At 53.5% G+C, this 17,917-nt stretch carries 8 protein-coding genes; 3 read left to right on the top strand and 5 right to left on the bottom strand.

From position 1 onward, the window contains the following. Positions 1 to 102: 102 nt before the first annotated feature. From fadJ to MKleb_RS19435, 3 genes are all read right to left on the bottom strand, one after another. Positions 103 to 2,247 carry a fatty acid oxidation complex subunit alpha FadJ gene (gene fadJ, locus MKleb_RS19425; protein ID WP_217076078.1) on the bottom strand — a complete coding sequence of 715 codons (2,145 nt, stop codon included), beginning with the start codon at positions 2,245 to 2,247 and terminating at the stop codon, positions 103 to 105. After that, a complete protein-coding gene (fadI, locus tag MKleb_RS19430) occupies positions 2,247 to 3,557 on the bottom strand; it encodes an acetyl-CoA C-acyltransferase FadI (RefSeq protein WP_025106653.1) in 1,311 nt (436 codons plus the stop codon). Before fadI ends, fadJ begins: the two co-directional genes overlap by 1 nt. Before the next feature lie 159 nt (positions 3,558 to 3,716). Beyond that, complete coding sequence (locus MKleb_RS19435) at positions 3,717 to 4,001, bottom strand: YfcZ/YiiS family protein (protein WP_014230287.1); 285 nt, start codon at positions 3,999 to 4,001, stop codon at positions 3,717 to 3,719. Positions 4,002 to 4,372: 371 nt separating this feature from the next. Here MKleb_RS19435 and fadL point away from each other — a divergent pair, with 371 nt between their 5' ends. Then, positions 4,373 to 5,737, top strand: a complete 1,365-nt coding sequence (fadL, locus tag MKleb_RS19440) for a long-chain fatty acid transporter FadL (protein ID WP_014839142.1) — start codon at positions 4,373 to 4,375, stop codon at positions 5,735 to 5,737. 62 nt (positions 5,738 to 5,799) lie between these two features. Here the strand turns inward: fadL and mlaA are convergent, their stop codons facing one another. Then, the gene (gene mlaA, locus MKleb_RS19445; protein ID WP_217076080.1) at positions 5,800 to 6,561 is read right to left on the bottom strand and encodes a phospholipid-binding lipoprotein MlaA; all 762 of its coding nucleotides are present in this window, start codon (positions 6,559 to 6,561) and stop codon (positions 5,800 to 5,802) included. Positions 6,562 to 6,818: 257 nt separating this feature from the next. On the opposite strand from mlaA, the gene MKleb_RS19450 reads away from it, so the two are divergent. Beyond that, positions 6,819 to 7,715, top strand: coding sequence for a formate/nitrite transporter family protein (locus MKleb_RS19450; RefSeq protein WP_032694845.1), 897 nt, complete (start codon positions 6,819 to 6,821; stop codon positions 7,713 to 7,715). Positions 7,716 to 7,982: 267 nt separating this feature from the next. Further along, positions 7,983 to 8,222 carry a DinI family protein gene (locus tag MKleb_RS19455; RefSeq protein ID WP_217076082.1) on the top strand — a complete coding sequence of 80 codons (240 nt, stop codon included), beginning with the start codon at positions 7,983 to 7,985 and terminating at the stop codon, positions 8,220 to 8,222. Positions 8,223 to 8,276: 54 nt separating this feature from the next. Here the strand turns inward: MKleb_RS19455 and MKleb_RS19460 are convergent, their stop codons facing one another. Then, complete coding sequence (locus MKleb_RS19460) at positions 8,277 to 17,912, bottom strand: TipJ family phage tail tip protein (RefSeq protein ID WP_217076084.1); 9,636 nt, start codon at positions 17,910 to 17,912, stop codon at positions 8,277 to 8,279. Positions 17,913 to 17,917 lie beyond the last annotated feature (5 nt).

Below are 17,917 nucleotides of genomic sequence, written 5' to 3' on the forward strand. Positions count from 1 at the left end.
GCTGTTTTTTACCTCAATGGCGTAAGTATAGTCAACTATTGCTTACAAAATCGCCAAAGCGCAGCGCCGTTCATTACCGGATTTACCTTCTTTGACCACAACTTAGGTCGTACGTTCCTCAGCGGGCCAAAAGGTCGCCCCCTGCTCGGCCATGTGTAACAAAGTGTCACATGGTGTAAAACGCGGGCCGTACTGAGCAGCCAGGCGCTGTAATATCGCGGCGACCTCCCCCGCTCCCAGGGTATCCATATAGCGGAACGGGCCGCCAAGAAACGGCGGAAAACCAATGCCAAATACGGCGCCGATATCACCATCGCGGGCGCTGCGAACCACTCGCTCATCGAAGCAGCGCGCCGCTTCGTTAAGCATCATCATCACGCAGCGTTCCGCCACCTGCTGCGCGGACAAGCGCGCCTGCGGTGAGGAAATACCCAGTAAAGCGTAGATCGCAGGATCGGGCCGTTTTTTGCTTTTACGCCCTTTTGCCGCATAAAGATAGAAACCCCGGTTATTTTTTCTCCCTTTGCGATCGTCATTCAGAATCGAACTAATGATGTTTGCAGGCGGGCTAAAACGATCTCCCCATGCGGCCTCCAGCACCGGGATAATTTTGGTACCGGTATCGATTCCCACTTCATCAAGGAGCTGAATAGGGCCAACCGGAAAACCGAATTTAACCAAAGCGTTATCAATATGCTCTACCGGCTCGCCTTCCATCAACAGGCGCATGGCTTCATTTATGTAGGGGGCCAGAATGCGGTTATCATAAAAGCCCGCTTTATCGGCGACGACAATCGGCGTTTTACCCTGCAGTTTCGCCAGCTTAACCGCCGTCGCAATTGTTTGCCGATCCGTACCACTATGCGGAATCACCTCCACCAGCGGCATTTTGTCTACCGGGCTAAAGAAGTGAAGCCCGATGACCCGCTGCGGCCTGCTTGCATGCGCCGCGATCTCGCCGATCGGTAAAGACGACGTATTAGAAGCAAAGATCGTCTCCGGGCGGCAGTGCTGTTCAACTTCGCTGACCATCTTCTGCTTGAGCGTAAGGTCTTCAAACACCGCTTCGATCACCACATCGCGATGTGCGAATCCCTGGTAATCCAGCGAACCGGATATTAACCCCATCTGGCGATCGCGCTCGCTGGCGCGCAGATAGCGGCGACGCACCTGTTTATCGAGCAGATCCCAGCTGTACTTCAGTGCGTGATTTATCCCGCGCGGCTGGATGTCCTTTATGCGTACCGGTAATCCGCCTTTGCAGGCGGTGACGTAAGCGATACCGCCCCCCATAAGTCCTCCGCCCAGAATGCCCACGCTGCGCAGCACGACGGGATCAGCATCCGCGCCGCGATCTTTTTTCAGATCGGTGCTGGCGAAAAAAATCGACCGTAGCGCCTGCGATTGCGGCGTCATCGCCAGCTCGCCAAAAGCGCGGGCCTCCTCGGCGTATCCGCTGCTGCAGCCCTGCGCCAGTCCAGTTTCAATCACCTGCAGAATGCGCTCAGTTGCCGGGTAGTTCCCCTGGGTTTTGTGATGCGTCTTTTTCGCGACCAGACGAAACAGCAGGCTGCGGCCAAGCGGGCCTGCGAGAATACGTTCGCGCGCCGGAACAGCGCGGCTTGCCGGGCGACCTTTGAGCGCCAGTTCAATCGCGGTTTGCAGCAGGATAGTCTGCGGCACCACCTCATCAACCAGCCCTGCCTTCAGGGCCTGACGCGGGCGAAGCTGCTTACCGGTCAGGATCATCTCCAGCGCGCCGCTGACGCCAATTAATCGCGGTAGACGCTGAGTTCCGCCAGAGCCGGGCAGCAGCCCCAGCTGAACTTCCGGGAGGCCAAGCCGGGTTTTATCGTCATCGCTGCATACCCGCCCGTGGCAGGCCAGCGCCAGTTCAAGGCCGCCGCCCAGGCATGCGCCGTGGATAGCGGCAATCACCGGAATCGACAGACCGTGGATCTCGGCCATGATTTGCTGGCCCTGACGGGCAAGCGCCTCCGCCTCCTGCGCGGAATGGCAGCGGGCAATCATATTGATATCCGCCCCGGCGATAAAGTTATCCGCTTTTGCCGAGATAAACACCGCGCCGCGCAGCTCCTTATTGTCGCGGATCTGGCGGATGATCCCCCGTACCTCGCTGGCGAACTCAGCTTTCAGGGTATTCATTTTTTCACCGGGCGCGTCAATGGTGATGACGGCGATATTGTCCGGGCGAACCTCAAGCGTAAATGCCGATACGGTTTCCATTATTCGGCCTCCAGAACCATCGCTGAACCCAACCCACCCGCCGCGCAGGCGGTGACCAGACCAAATCCGCCGCCGCGCCGCCGCAGTTCATGCAGCGTTTGGGTAATCATTCGCGCGCCGGTGGCGGCAAAGGGATGACCGTAGGCAATCGAGCCGCCAAGCACGTTAAATTTGCTCTCGTCCACTTCCCCGGTAGCCTGAGAGCGGCCAAGCACTTCGCGGGCAAAGCGATCGCTGGCCATACATTGCAGGTTGGCCAGCGTTTGCGCGGCAAAAGCTTCATGCATATCAATCAGGGTCAAATCAGCCAGCGTCAGCCCCGCTCTTTCCAGCGCCAGAGGCGTCGACCACGCCGGGCCCAGCAGCATATCCTGGCGAACATCAATCGCGGTGAAAGCGTAGCTTCGCAGATAGCCCAGCGGAACAAGGCCCAGCTCTTTAGCCCGGGATTCTGTCATCAGGATCACCGCCGCCGCTCCATCGGTTAGCGGCGTACTGTTCGCGGCGGTTACGCTCCCGTGTTGACGATCGAAGGCCGGGCGTAACTTTTGGTAATCCGCCAGGGTTGAATTTTTACGAATATTATTATCCTGTTCCAGCGGCTCACGGAACGGCGGCGTGTACGCCGTCATCACTTCTGCCGAGAGCTTACCTTCCTCCCAGGCTCTGGCGGCAAGCTGGTGTGAACGCAGCGCCAGCGCATCCTGCCGTTCGCGCGTGATAGCCCACGTTTTCGCCATCTGCTCGGCGGTATCGCCCATCCGCAGGCCGGTTGAGTATTCGGCAACCGCTGGCGGTACGGGCAGAAGGTCGCGAAAACGCAGCCGAGAAAATAGCTTCAGACGCTGTCCCAGGGTGCGAGCTTTGTTGGCATCAACAAGCGTTCGGGCGAGTTTTTTGCTGACGCCAATAGGTAATACGGAAGAGGAGTCGGCTCCGCCGGCGATACCCGCGCGAATAGTGCCTGCCATCAGGCTTTCCGCGACGTTGGCTACCGCCTGAAAGCTGGTCGCACAGGCGCGGCTGACGCTGTAGGCATCGGTATGCACGCTCATGCCGGTCCCCAGCACAATTTCCCGGGCGATGTTCGGCGCTTCCGGCATCTGCACCACCTGGCCAAATACCAGCTGGTCTATTATGTCCGCGGGGATGTTGCTGCGAGCCAGCATTTCGCCGACCACCAGCTTACCTAAATCAACGGCCGGCACGCCGTGAAAAGCCGTCGCCTGTCGGGCAAACGGAGTACGTAAACCGCTGACTATCGCGATACGATCGCCCTGGCGGGTGACTAGCGGTAATGCCTGACTCATAACGCTCCCCTGTTAACCGATAAAACAAAGTGGTCTGACCTGATAACAGTTTTAACTAATATTTTACATTAAGCCAATCGGGGAACCGAAAAAGTGGGAGCCAAAACACATTGATTAGAAAAGGTAACGCCCCTGCCATGAGGGGCATTAAGGGAAGGATTAACGCAAGCCGAGCTGGAAAATCAGGGTTTCAGCTTCACAGCTGAACACGAAATCGATATCCAGCTTCACGCCGCCATCAACGTCGGTAAAGGTCGGGGTGATTTTGCACGGCTCTGATTCAACGTTACGCGCTCTTTCGCTTAATGCGGCGAGCGTTTCTTCGGCTTCGGCACGGTTCGCAAACACGCGGCTATAAGAGGCGGTGCAATCGGTGTTGTCCATAATGGTGCCAACATCCATACAGCAGCAAACCGGGGTTTCATCAGCACTGCATTTACTCATCGTAGATTTCCTCTGTATATGCACTCAAGGTGCCAGACAAATAATGTGCGTATTTTACGCCCCGGGCATGCCTGCCTCCAGTCGTTAATGGCGACAAACGGGATAAGTGACCGAAATCACACTTAAAAATGATCCAAAACAAAAAGCGCCTACTTTGGGTAACAGGTACCCGGGCAAATTTGCCAACTGGATCGCGTTTCTTAGATCACAATTGAAAAAACTTATAAACAAACTTGCAACATATCATCTGGTCAGACCTATACTCAGCGCACTGGTCTGATTTCTCTGTCGTAAAGCAGACCCTACACTTCGCGCTCCTGTTACAGCATGTAACATTGTTTAAATAAAAATAACTCTATGAGGTTATGGGCATGAGCCAGAAAACCCGCCTTACCCAATCTGCCCTTGCAGTGGCTGTAGCACTCGTTTCAACCCAGGCCTGGTCAGCAGGCTTTCAGCTAAACGAATTCTCTTCATCGGGCCTTGGTCGCGCCTATTCAGGTGAAGGCGCTATTGCTGATGATGCGGGAAACGCCAGTCGTAACCCGGCGTTAATCATGATGTTCGACCGTCCAACCTTCTCCGGCGGCGCTATTTTCGTCGATCCTGATGTCAACGTCACCGGTAGTTCAGTTATCGGTAATGACGCCAGCCAGGACAATATTGCGCCTACCGCATGGGTGCCGAATCTGCACTTCGTGGCGCCGATTAACGACCAGTTCGGTTGGGGAGCTTCCCTGACCTCTAACTATGGTTTAGCCACCGAGTTCAACAACGATTTTGCCGCGGGCTCGATGGGCGGTACCACCGATCTCGAAACGCTTAACCTGAACCTGAGCGGCGCTTATCGTCTCAACGACCACTGGAGTTTTGGTCTGGGCTTTGACGCCGTGTACGCTCGAGCAAAATTAGAGCGCTATGCGGGTGATTTACCGGAAATTATCGGCGCACAGCTACCGGGAATGGTGAAAGCCGGCAAACTCTCCCCGGCTCAGGCTGCGGCCATCGGTCAACAGGCCGGCGGTATCAGCCGCGACACCCAAATTGCTCGTCTGAAGGGTGATGAATGGGGCTTTGGCTGGAATGCCGGTATTTTATATGAAGTCGATAAAAACAACCGCTATGGCTTAACCTACCGCTCTGAAGTCAAAGTTGATTTTGACGGGGATTACAAGAGCAGCCTGCCGTCGTCCCTTAACCCCATCAACTCCGCTCTGGGACTGGGCCTACCGTACGGCACCGGCGGCTCCACGATTGGCGGTTCTCTGACGTTGAATCTGCCAGAAATGTGGGAAGTATCAGGTTATAACCGCGTGGCGCCAAAATGGGCCGTTCACTACAGCCTGGCATACACCAGCTGGAGCCAGTTCCAGGAGCTGAAAGCGACCAAAACCAGCGGTGGTGAAACGCTGTTCTACAAGGACGAAGGTTTTAAAGATTCCTACCGTATCGCGCTGGGTACGACCTATTACCACGACGATAACTGGACCTTCCGTACCGGTATCGCCTTTGATGATAGCCCGGTCCCGGCTTCCAATCGCTCTATCTCTATTCCGGACCAGGATCGCCTGTGGCTCAGCGCCGGTACGACTTACGCCTTTAATAAAGATGCCTCAGTCGACGTCGGTGTGTCTTATATGCACGGTCAGCACGTTGAATTTACAGAAGGGCCGTATACATTTAAATCAGAAGGTAAAGCCTGGCTGTACGGCGCGAACTTCAACTACCGTTTCTGATAATGTGAAGCCACAAAAAAGGGTGAACATCATGTTCACCCTTTTTACTTTCTACCCGTCGGTTACTGTGAATCGATATCTTTGTGATCGCCCTCAATCGCCTGCGCGTTCGGGTTTTCATTCGGGGAAAGTTTACCGCCGTTGGCGATAAAGTCGTGACGCTGGAAGTAGGCTTCACGCATTAAAATATACGGATCGGAGGACTGACGGAGCAAGCCGTCTGAATCCAGCAGCTGCGCGCGCGTTTCAACGCCCTCAACCATCCATTTGCCGATAGACATCGGCCATGTCAGCCAGGAAAGAACCGGATACAGGTCATCAGCCATATCGCCACCCTCATCACGCAGGGTGAAGCTGCCGTAGAAAGGCAGTTGCACATATGGACCATAGCCGACGCCATAGTGACCCAGCGTGCTACCGAAGCGGGCAGGCTCAACGCGCTGTAGTTTCGGATTCGCCATCCCGGCCACATCAACCAGGCCACCCATACCAAGGATGGTGTTCAGGAAGAAACGCGTAAAATGCACCATTCCTTTATAGGGATCGCCTTTCAGGAAGGAGTTCACCATTACCGCCGGCTCTTCGAGGTTGCTGGTAAAATTACTCAGCCCGTTACGCGCCGGCTGCGGAACGTAATCACGCCACGCCACCGCGACGGGGCGAAGGACATAGGGATCGACAACGTTGAAGTTGAAGTTGAACATGGTACGGTTAAAGCCTTCAAGCGGATCTGAACGCCCCTGCGGCCGATCGCCAGAACTAGAACTGGCGCATCCCACCAGCAATGTGGCGCCAAGCGCAAGCGCCGACAGGCGAAAATTCATAGGTGTCTCCCTGTTAATTTAAGCTATCGCTGGGGGTTATCGGGGGACAGCAGCCTCCATAAAGATATCGCCCGTAAGCATGTGCCTGCTTTCAGCATAGCCTTTTTTAGCATCATTGTTGGTGTCCCGATTCTATACACATTTTGCAATTTCCGTATTGCTAATCTTGTCATTGTGAAGAATTTAGGAGCTTATCCGACCCGAACAGCCGAAACCGCTCTAGGATTATAATAAAGACCCGCCGTTGAGGAAAAGTTATGAAACCGCAAACTCACCATGATAATGAGGATGTTGAAGTAGAGAGTGAAGAAAAGCAGAATGGTGAAGAAATTGAGGTTGATGAAGAACGCCTGCCTTCACAGGCGATGGCCACTCATGAAGTGATTCGCCAGGAGGGCGAGAAAGAGCTCGAACGCGATGCCATGGCGCTATTATGGTCAGCGATTGCTGCCGGGCTTTCAATGGGGGCCTCGCTGGTCGCCAAAGGTATCTTCCATGTCCATCTGAACGAACTTCCCGGCGGCTTCTTGCTGGAAAATCTTGGTTATACCTTTGGTTTTGTGATCGTCATTCTCGCTCGCCAACAGCTGTTTACCGAGAACACCGTCACCGCCGTCCTGCCTATTATGCATAAACCCACGCCAGGCAACATCGGCCTGCTGTTACGTTTATGGGGGATTGTGCTGGCAGGTAACTTAATCGGGACCGCTATCGCGGCTTGGGCGTTCGATGTTATGCCTGTGTTCGATGAGCCCACTCGCGAAGCCTTTCTTAAAATTAGCCTGAAGGTGATGCAAAACCCGCCGCTGGAGATGTTTGCCAATGCAATTATCTCCGGTTGGCTGGTCGCCACCATGGTGTGGATGTTTCCTGCCGCAGGTTCTGCAAAGATTGTCGTCATCATTCTGATGACCTGGCTTATCGCCCTCGCGGACACCACGCATATTGTGGTTGGCAGCGTCGAGATTTTCTACCTGGTATTTAACGGGACGCTACCGTGGCAGGAATTTATCTGGCCTTTTGCTCTGCCAACGCTTGCCGGCAACATATGCGGCGGGACCTTTATTTTCGCTTTACTAAGCCATGCCCAGATTCGCAATGACATGAGTCATGAGAAGAAGGCTCGTGCAGCCGAGGAGGCAAAAAAGCGCTAAATGGCTATAGATTAAGCAGTTGGCCCGTACAAGCTTAACGAGCGCCGAAAATAACGCTATAATCCCGGCGCTTCGTCCCCTTAGTTAAATGGATATAGTTTTCATAAGACCTATCTATATGTTTTTCATGGCATTAAATCCAAAATAACAAAATTAAACGTACACAAAATTGTACACATAAATCATTTTCATCTTGCCCGCCCTTGAAACTGTATAAATAACCAGTTAAATTTAGGCTGTATATTTAACCAGTGCCAAGGGGTATTTATGTTCGTTGAGCTCGTTTATGACAAACGGAATGTAGAGGGATTGCCTGGTGCAAAAGGCATCATCCTTGATGAGTTAACCAAGCGCGTGCATCGCATCTTCCCTCAAGCGGAAGTTAGCGTTAAGCCAATGCAAGCCAATGCTCTTAACAGTGATTGCTCCAAGACAGAAAAAGAAAAACTCAATCGAATGATTGAAGAAATGTTCGACGATGCTGACATGTGGCTCGTGAAGGGTTGATTATACAAAAGGGGCCATTCGGCCCCTTTCCTTTCTCAGTCCTTTGCGCCGCTTCTATCCATCTTTACTCACCAGAACGAGAATGTTCGGCATTACCGTTCCGTAGTTCACGCCGACTTCGTAGCTGAGGGTGGTTCCCCGATTCGCTTCAAGATAACCCAGCCAGGAATTCAGCCCCACTGGATTTAACTTCGTTGCCGATGTTTGTGCCACCCGCTGTCCGTCGCGTTTTATGTAAACAGTCTGGTTCCCATTTCCATTTTGCAGAGAGGCGCAGGCCATGATGGTGGGAATGGAAATTAGCCTCTTGTACGGCTGCGCAGGAATGTAAACAGAGCCTCTTACGGGAAGGCTATATGTTCTTACTACGTCGCCCTGAATACGGTCCGCATAAACAGTGCCCCTGACCGTGCAGTTTTCATTTATCGTAACGTTATCCAGTGTTCCGCTTCTGGCTTCAATTTGACCCGTGAACTTTCCGCTGTTTGCATATATCGTTCCTCGCACAACAGCGTTGCTAAGTTCGCTGGCCCCCGCCTTCGTAATACGCCAGCCCTGGCTTCCTGCAACATAGTTGTTTGACTGAATATCACCTACCTTCGCCGAGCCTATCGAGCCATTCTTGATCCGGGCGGTATCAATGTACAGCTCGTTACCCTCAGCAATCATCACCGGTACGGCCTGTTTACTGTTCTGGTTAAACAGAGAGAAGCGGTTGGCGTAAAAAATCATGTCACTGGTGGAGCCGTCGCTCCCCAGCACAATACCCGCGCTGACCTTCTTCCCGTTGTTCGTTTCAACCTTGAGGGAATACATCGCCTTTAGCTGTTTGTCATTGCTGACCAGCGTCTCTCCCTGCGTTTTCACCGTGGCATTCAGGCCGTTTTTTCCATTCAGGTTAGAGTTGATAGAGCCAATTTGTGTGGTATGGGCGGAGACCTTGCCCTCTGCGTCGGTGACGCGTGTTTCGAGTTTATTCACTGCCGATGCATCAGCCTTGCCTTTAATCGAGGTACTCAGGCCGGTTATCTGGCTGGTGTGGGTCTCTAACGTCTTCTCCGTTTTGGTTACTCTGGTGCCCAGCTCGTTAACAGCTGAGGCGCTGGCTTTGTTGTTAACCTCACTTTTCAGAGAAGTTACCGCCTCGCCCTGAGCATCAATGGTGTCCTCTGTTTTTTTCACCCGGCTGGTAAGATTGGTAACGGCGGTGTTTGTCGCCGTCACGCCGTCGAGGGCGGCGCTGGCATCGGTGACTTCCGTCATCACAAACTCATCAATATACAGGCTGTAGCCCGGTGTATTCGCGCCATTGGCACCTCGCGGGGAAATCCAGATGACCGCGCGGGTTTGCCCCACGCCTGAGTTTTTAGCCAGCCCGGAGAATTTCACCCATTTACCCCGGCCACCCAGCGCGGATTCTGTGATTGTTACTCCCGGCTTCCAGCCGTTGCCACCGTTTTTATCCTGAGCATTAAAGCCCACAACACAATTCCAGCCAGTGGATGGTTTTTCGCTGGCGGGCATCATCGCCCAGAATTCAACCCGGTAAACAGCGTTGTCCCGAATGGCCTGCCGTGAACCGATTAAGCAATCCGCGTTTCCGTTGGTGTTCGGGTTGCGCGTTACCCGCATTGAGCGCGTCCCGGTGAAAGAGGTTCCCACGATAACTTTTGCACTACCGCCCAGCGTCTGCCCGTCTGCATAGGTGTCAAACGTGCCATCTATCCACGGGTTAGTGCCTTTCCGGTTAGCTGTGTTAATCGAATTGCTCAGACTGGTTAGCGTACCGCTCTGAGTATTCAGGGTTTTGCCCTGTTCGGTCACCGTGTTTTGCAGCGTCTGCAGGGATGCGGAATCTGCTTTTTTGGCCACATTCTGATTCGTGCTGTTAAGCGAGTTAGTGAGCTTTGTAATCGATTCGCTTTGCGTCTTTATGCCATCTTCCGTTTTCGTCACCCGGCTGTTCAGAGAGCTGATAGCCGTTGAGTTTAGCGATATATCCACCTCATCGGTGATATCGAACACATAGAAAGAATCTATCCAGATTTCAGCCGCTGAAGGGTGGCAATACAGGCCGAATGCATGGGCATCACTGGCTGTGGATGACAGCACCGTTTCCCATGTGTAGGTTTTCCAGGCTGAATCCAGCGTGATGGTTTTATCCGCGTGAGCGCCCTCTTTGCCGCCAGCGTAATTCCACCGGCGCAGGAGCATGCTTTTTGCACCGCACACCCCTCTGGCCCGCACGATGTAACGATAACGGCGCTGCCCGTTAACCGGCACGGGACGCTTATTGTTCACAAACAGCCCCGGCGAGGTTGAATTGGTTTTCACCATCTTCACACCTCTGGAGCCGTCGCCGTAATCACCAAACATTACCGGGTTTTGAGCATTTTGATGAATCCCCCAGCATGCGGAGCCATGAGAGAAATCACCGTTTTCCACAATGTTTCCGCCCATACCGCGCAGGCCGTCTACGTTGGCATTCGTCGAACTCAGGCCGTTTTTCAGTTCAGTGAGTGTACCGCTCTGAGAAGTCAGCGTTTTGCCCTGCTGGTTTACCGTGTTCTGTAGCGTCTGGAGCGCTGCCGCGTCAGCCTTTTTACTCACATTGTCATTGGTGGTCTTTAAGCCATTCTCCAGCTTCGTGGTGCGCGTTCCCACGCTGGAGATGTCCTTGCCCTGCTGTGTAACCGTATTACTCAGTGTGTCCACGGCTCTGGCGGTCGCGTCAGCGGTACTCTGCGCTTTAGCTGCGGCGGTGATGTTCCGCAAATGCCAGTCCGTCACGTACCAGATAGTGCCGAAACCTGGTCCACTCTGGTTTATCTGCAGGAAAGGTCGAAAATAACCCCGGTCCACCATTGCCTGGCTTACCGTGAAACGCCATGTCACTCGCTTCCATTGCGCTGTAGCTTTGGTGTTCCCACCTGTAAACAGAGGGCTGGCAACGGAGCCGTTTGAGCTGGTCGTCGTGGCGAGATAAAAATTAAAATCCGCTTTTCCCGCGCCGCAGGCCACCAGGGCGCTCATTTCATACACATCGCCGGCCGTTGCCGCTATCGCTGCAAAATTCGGATGATGGTCGCGCACCGTCAGCTTCGCCACATTCGCAAAGGGGCAACCCGCCGGCACACCACTGGCACTTCTGGAGACAACCGGAAGCCCCATCTGTGAGAAGGCCGGGTCAAAGGTCGGGTTGCTGATAAAATCCCCGCTGCTGGCGTTTCCCGCGCGCACTGCTGCGGTGAGCGTGGTGACGTTGCTGTTGGTTGCCTTTAAGCCGGACTCGGTTTTATCAACCCGGCCAGAAAGAGAACTCAGTGCGGTCTGGTCCGCCTTTTTGCTCACCGCGTCACGGGTGGTCTGGAGGCTGTTTTGCAGGCTGATAAGGCTCGCACTGTTGGCGCTCAGCGTTTTTCCCTGCTGCGTCACGGTGTTCTGTAACGTCTGCAGCGCCGAGGCATCGGCCTTTTTGCTTACGGTCGCACTGGTGCTCTTCAGACTGTTGTTCAGGTTCGTCAGGGCCGCGCCCTGCGATGTTAACGTCTCGCCCTGCCGGGTGACGGTGCTCTGTATTGTCTGCAACGCCGCAGACGTCGCTTCGAGGTTTATCCGGTCGGTGACATCAATCACATGGAACGAATCGAAATAACGCGCCCCGGCGGTCACCCGATTATGCAGTGAAACAAACAGGTTCCCACTCTCGGTTGCTTTCCATGTGCCGGAAATCAGCTTCCAGTTAGTGTCCAGCATCGGGTTATTAAAGGGTTTTGTGAAAACCGGCTGGCCGCTCGCGCCTCCCACCCTGATTTTGTTATCACCTTCTCCGTTGTCGGTTGTCCCGCCCAGCTGCTTAGCCCAGACGCCAATCAGGTAGGAATTCCCCTTCACAAAATTTACATATTGCCCCGGCGTGGCCATGCCGGTGATTTTTAGTGCCATCGTGCCTGAGTGGGGCACCTGCAGCTTTTCAGTTACCGAATAGCTGTTAGTACCGGAATAGCCTGTTAACCCATTCTCAAAGCTGGCGTTTGAAATCATATTACCGGGCATCGATACCGATAGCGCTTCATCGGCGTTCATGCCGGTGATGGCGTTCTGCATTTGAGTGATCGCGCTGCTGTTCGTACTCAGCGTGCTCCCCTGCTGCTTAACGGTATTCTGTAGCGTCTGCAGCGCCTGCGCATCGGCTTTTTTACTGACGTTCTGGTTGGTTGTCGCCAGTGCATTATTCAGCGTGGTGATCTGGCCGCTCTGGCTTTCAATCCTGCCCTCTGCGCTGCTTACCCGACTTGTTAAGTTCGTGAGCGCTCCCGAGTTGGCGGTGATGTTTACGCGGTCGGTAATGTCGATAAAATAGAAATCATCGAAATACTGTTTCCCGGCTTTCAGAGAAGAGTTGACAGAAACGTCAACATTGCCGGTCAGCGTCGATTTCCACTCCAGCGCAATTTCTTTCCACGTTGAGCCGGTCGGGAGATCCGCCGGTGATATCAGACAATCTCTCAGCAACGTATTACTGCCGATCCTGATTTTGTTATTACCGGCGTTATCTACGAACGTACCACGCTCACATCGTGCCCACACCCCAAGACGGTATGTTCTGTCTTTAGTCACTGCGATAGTTTGTGCAACTGAAGCAGTGCCGACCTCACAGGAAAGGAGCTTGCCACCAGTGTGTGGTGAGGCGGCATTGATCACCCTGATAAACGATGCACCGCCCGAATACCCTGTTAACCCCCTCTCAAAGGACGGGTTTACAATCAGGTTACCGGGTATTTTTCCGGTCGAGTCCATGTCTGCAACGGTCGAATCAAGACTGTTTTTCAGGCTTGCAATCGACTCAGTGTGAGACGCCAGGTTTTTTCCCTGCTGCGCGACAGTATTCTGCAGCGTCTGCAGGGCTGCAGCATCGGCCTTTTTATTGAGACTGCCGTTCGTCGTGGACAGATCGTTATTCAGCTTCGTGATCGCCTGGCTCTGGCTGGTTAGTTTACCCTCTGCTGTATCCACCCGTGATGTCAGCGCGGTTACCGCCTTAGCGCTCGCGTTATCTTCCGGGGCCGCACTCCACGCCGTCGGCACATTCCCCCGCTCAAACTTCGGCGAACTCAGATACACCGCCTGGTCTGTTGAACCCGGATTGATACGCGCAACAATCAGCTTTTTACTGCCGCTACCCGCACTCTGCGTCCATTTCACCCAGTAACGCTGCCATTCCGTTGTCAGGGTGAAATCACACAGCCCGTCTGAGTTGGTGAACGTGTTGCCCTGGCTGCATACCGACTTTTTCGTGCTGTTCGGGCTGTAGAAATGGCTCCGGACCTTCTGCCCGTTTACCGCCGCCTTCGCGTAAAAACTCAGCACGTACTCCGTTCCGTCCACCGGCGCGGACAGGTCAATACTGATGAGATCGCGGTATGCGGCTCCGGCTTTCAGCGTGAATGCCATCACCCCGTTGCCGTTGTATTTTTCCGCGCTCATATTGCCATATCTGGCCAGACTGCCGGAGTCGGGGATCTGGTTCGTCCCGCCCACATCCAGCGCATTCAGCGTGTTTTCCAGCGTGGTTATTGCGCCGCTCTGAGAAGTCAGCGTTTTCCCCTGCTGGTTTACCGTGTTCTGTAGCGTCTGCAGTGCTGCCGCGTCAGCCTTTTTCGCCACGGTCTTATCCAGAGTCGCCAGCGTGTTATTCAGCTTCGTCAGGGTATTACTGCTGGAGGCGATATCCTTACCCTGCTGCGTGACCTTTGAATCAAGCCCGCTCAGTGCCTGGCTGTTAGCCGCAGTCGTCCCCTCGGTTTTCCCCACGCGGTTTGACAGGGAGGTCAGCGCGTCTGACTGCGAAGTCAGGGTTTTGTCGTGCTGGTTAACCTGGCTCTGTAACGTCTGTTGTGCTGCGGCATCGGCCTTTTTCCCCAGTGAAGTCTCCAGCCCGGAAATCTTCTTCGCCTGAGCGCTTTGCGCTGTCGAGAGCGTGCTGAGTTCCTCCGCCACGCTGGCCCGGTTTTCGTTAAACAGCGTCTGCAGCGCTTCGCGTTTTGTCGCTTCCGCTTTATCACCGCTGATACGTGCCGTTTTTTCATCAAAAATCAGGCCTGAGCGCAAATCTGCCAGGCTGTTACTGTCGGTGCTGCCCCGAATCTGTGCCGCCAGCGCGGAGCGTTTTGTCGCTTCCGCTTCATCCGCTTTTGTTCGGGCCAGCGCTTCATCGCGCAGGGCTGCGGTACTCGCCCCCGGTGCCGGGCGACCAACCGAAAACCACTGGACAAGGAAATAGTTCTTCGCGTCCTGTTTCACGGCCAGCGCGAGCTTATACCGGCGTACAGGCGCGGAGCTGTTCCACGGAATATCTGCAAGGGCGACAACGGAGACACCTTCGGCGTCAAATTCAGGCTCACGAACAGCCATCATGCGCTGCGTATTCCAGCCCTGTTCATCCTGACCAGACCAGAAGAACTGGCCTTTCCACGCTGGATTGCCCACGCGCTTAATGCGCATCATGGCAGTGCGATATGCCGCGGCGGGGATTGCCTGCCCGTTGGGCGAAATACAGGTGGCCGTGCTATTTGCGGGCTTCAGCCAGCCCTCAGCGGTGACCGGAATAGCGACTTTTCCGGCGTCGTCCTCTGTCCAGCCCTGGGCGGATTTATCAAAATAGAAAATGTTGAAGGAGTCAAATTGCTGACCGCTGCCTGCCGAGATTTCCGCTATCTGTCGGGCAAGCGAATCATCGCCGTCCTGAATCACCTGCTGCAGACCCTCAATGGCGGCCACGCGGTCCTTTTTCTCATTGAGTAACTGGTCAGCGGCCTTTTGGGCTGCCGAGTTGATGTTTTCAATGCGGTCTTCTGTTTCCTGCTTAACCGCTTTTTGCCAGCCGGTATTCGCCTGTGCAATCGACTGTTTAAGCTGATTTTCAGCGCTCTGAAGCGCTTTCTGACCTGCGCTTTCAACGGCGGTGATGTCCTTCTGAGCCTGTTCAATGCTCTCGCTGGCCGTGTCGAGTTGCGCCTGCAGCACCCTGTCGCCCTCAGCTATCTGCTGGCTGACCGATTCGCTTAAATCGCTGACGGTCTTGTCAACCTGCTGGTTGATGGACTCAACCTCGCTTTCAAGTTCTTCACGGATTTTTTCTGTCTCAGCCACCATCTGCTGGTGATTGTCCGTGATGTCCTTCTGCGCTTCCTGCCAGGCTTCCGTGTCCTTAATCGCATCGGTCAGTTTGTCGTAATACTCGCCGATATCGGCGCTCGATTGCCCGACAATCCAGTCAGTGAAACGACTTGCATTACCTGAGCGATCAACGAGACGGGCGCGATAGAAAAACAGCGCACCTATTGACAGCCCCAACTGCTCATATGTTTTCGCCGGGTAGGCCACATCGGACAGTAAACGCGCATCTGTTCCGTCTTTATCGGTGCTGTATTCTATCTCCGTCTTGAGCGTGTCGCCGGAATCCTCCGGGAACTCCCAGCTTAATGAAACACCGTGCAAAATTGATTTAGTTGCAAAATCAATTGGCGCAAGCGGTGAGCCCGTTTTACCGTTTAACGTGGTAACCGGCGCATAACCCCAGCTACTGGAAACACCAGCCGCATTAATTGCGCGTACTCTCACAGAGTATTGACCGGTATATATTCCACTAACCTCAAACCCCGTTGTCGAGCTGCGCGGAATATTAATCCAGTTATCGTTATTTCTGCGCCATTGCGCCTCATAAGACACGGCACCTTTTGCCATGTCCCAGTCTACTTGCATACTTTCTATGCGTATGCCCTGATTAATGACAAAAGTAGACTTAATCGTTATGTTTTCCGGCGCTGCCTGAGTCGCTCCCGGCAATACGCTAATTGGCCTCCCGTCAATGATAGCGCCTGAATCAATGCGTTTGTATTTGTCCGGGTCGTGGTAAATGCCGGAAATGGTATAAGTACCATCAGCATTATTTTTAACTGATAACGTGCGGTATTGCTGCGCGTATAAATCAGAATACTCAACAACCCAGACCGCTTGCGCTTCTGGCGTTTCGCTATATTCCGTTGTTACTGTTACCTGTCGTTTTCCGTTGATAGATTGAATAGTACGCGCCTGAGATAATCCAGACGGCAAATTAATCTGTAAACGGTCTCCAGCCTCAGCCGGGATATCTCTGTCAAGCGTAATCACCCGGCCATTAACCGCGCTAATCCTGCCGCCGATCACACGCCCGGCCAGGCGCTCATCTGCATAGCTGAAAATGTAGCCCGGTTGCGGGAATTTCCCGTCCATACCGACATCAATTTCAATAACCCTGTCCCGGTTATTGGTGTGGATAGCCCACAGACCGCGCCGGTAGGCTTCGCTCTGACGGGTACACCCTATCGCGGTTAACTCCAGTTGCTGGAAGTCATAACGCGAAACGTATTCAGTCACGAACGCCGGTTGTACAGCTTCAGAGTAAGCGTTTTCCGGGTCAGACCATGACACCAGCGCGTTTGTGTAGCGGTCTTTTGCCGTGGTGCTCGAATAGCGCGGATTGCCAACGGTACTGGCGCGGGTAAAGTTATAATCCACATCACGCGGCATATCTGCCGTAACCAGAATCTGCTCACCGCTCCAGCAAACCATGCCTCCAAAAATAGCGGAAAAGTCACGAATAAAATTATAGGCCGCGTTTCTTTCCTGAATATAAACATCACAGAGATAGCGGGGTTCTTTTCCGTCTCCGCCTTTACCATCAGGCACCAGCTCATCACAATAACGCGCGATGGTGTATAGATGCCATTTTGATATATTCTCAGGCCTGATATTGCGCCCCAGGCCAAAGCGCCCCTCCACAATGATATCGTAAAATATCCATGCCGGGTTATTTGTCCACGCCCATTTAAATGCCCCGTTCCACGTGCCATTGTAAGTGCGCACGTGCGGGTCGTAGTTATCAGGGACGCGAACAATTCGCCCGTATGGCTCGCACGTGACCTGTGGGATTTCTCCATTAAACTGACTTGAGTCAAACTCAATATAAAGCAGCGCCGTGTTCGGATAACGCAATTTAACATCGATGACTTCTGTGTAACTTTCCAGAATCATCGTATCACTGACTTTTCGTGATTTATCCGCTTCTGAGGTTTTTGTGATCCTGACCGTCCAGGATGTTTTAGCTTCCGGCAATGTGACACGATGGCTTCGTTCGTAGGCTGACGATTTTTTTCCATCGACTGCGGATTCTATAAAGGTTTCCCATGCCCCGCCGTCAGCCTGTACCTCAATCTTATAATTAACTTTTGCGCCGGTAATATCGCCGTTATCATGCTGGGTCATGAGTGAGGGCCATTTAAACCGAAATCGCAATGCTGAAAGCGTCGTGTTTGTAATGGTTCTTACCCACGGCTTATTTAGTTTTAGCTCAACATTGTTTAAACTGATTTCGTTTTCAGTTCCCGGCATCCCCGGAATATATTTCTGGTCTTGCGTTCCCGGTCTGAACTCCCATTTAACGCCAGCAAAGTTTTGCGTACCCTCATCACTTTCGAGCGGTGTCCCATCGAGAAATATTTGTTTTCCGGTAAGCTGGCCATAAAATTCACCCTCTCCCAGCGCAATCAGCATTTTTGCTTTAGCAACTGACTGCAAATCATCCGGGCTTTCTACTGGCGTATGACCGCCACCGCCGCCGCCCTTGCGGCCTGAAATTAATTTTTCCATGCTGA

Origin of the sequence: Klebsiella sp. PL-2018, assembly GCF_019048985.1 — a bacterium.
GTDB classification, from domain to species: Bacteria; Pseudomonadota; Gammaproteobacteria; order Enterobacterales; family Enterobacteriaceae; genus Klebsiella; species Klebsiella michiganensis.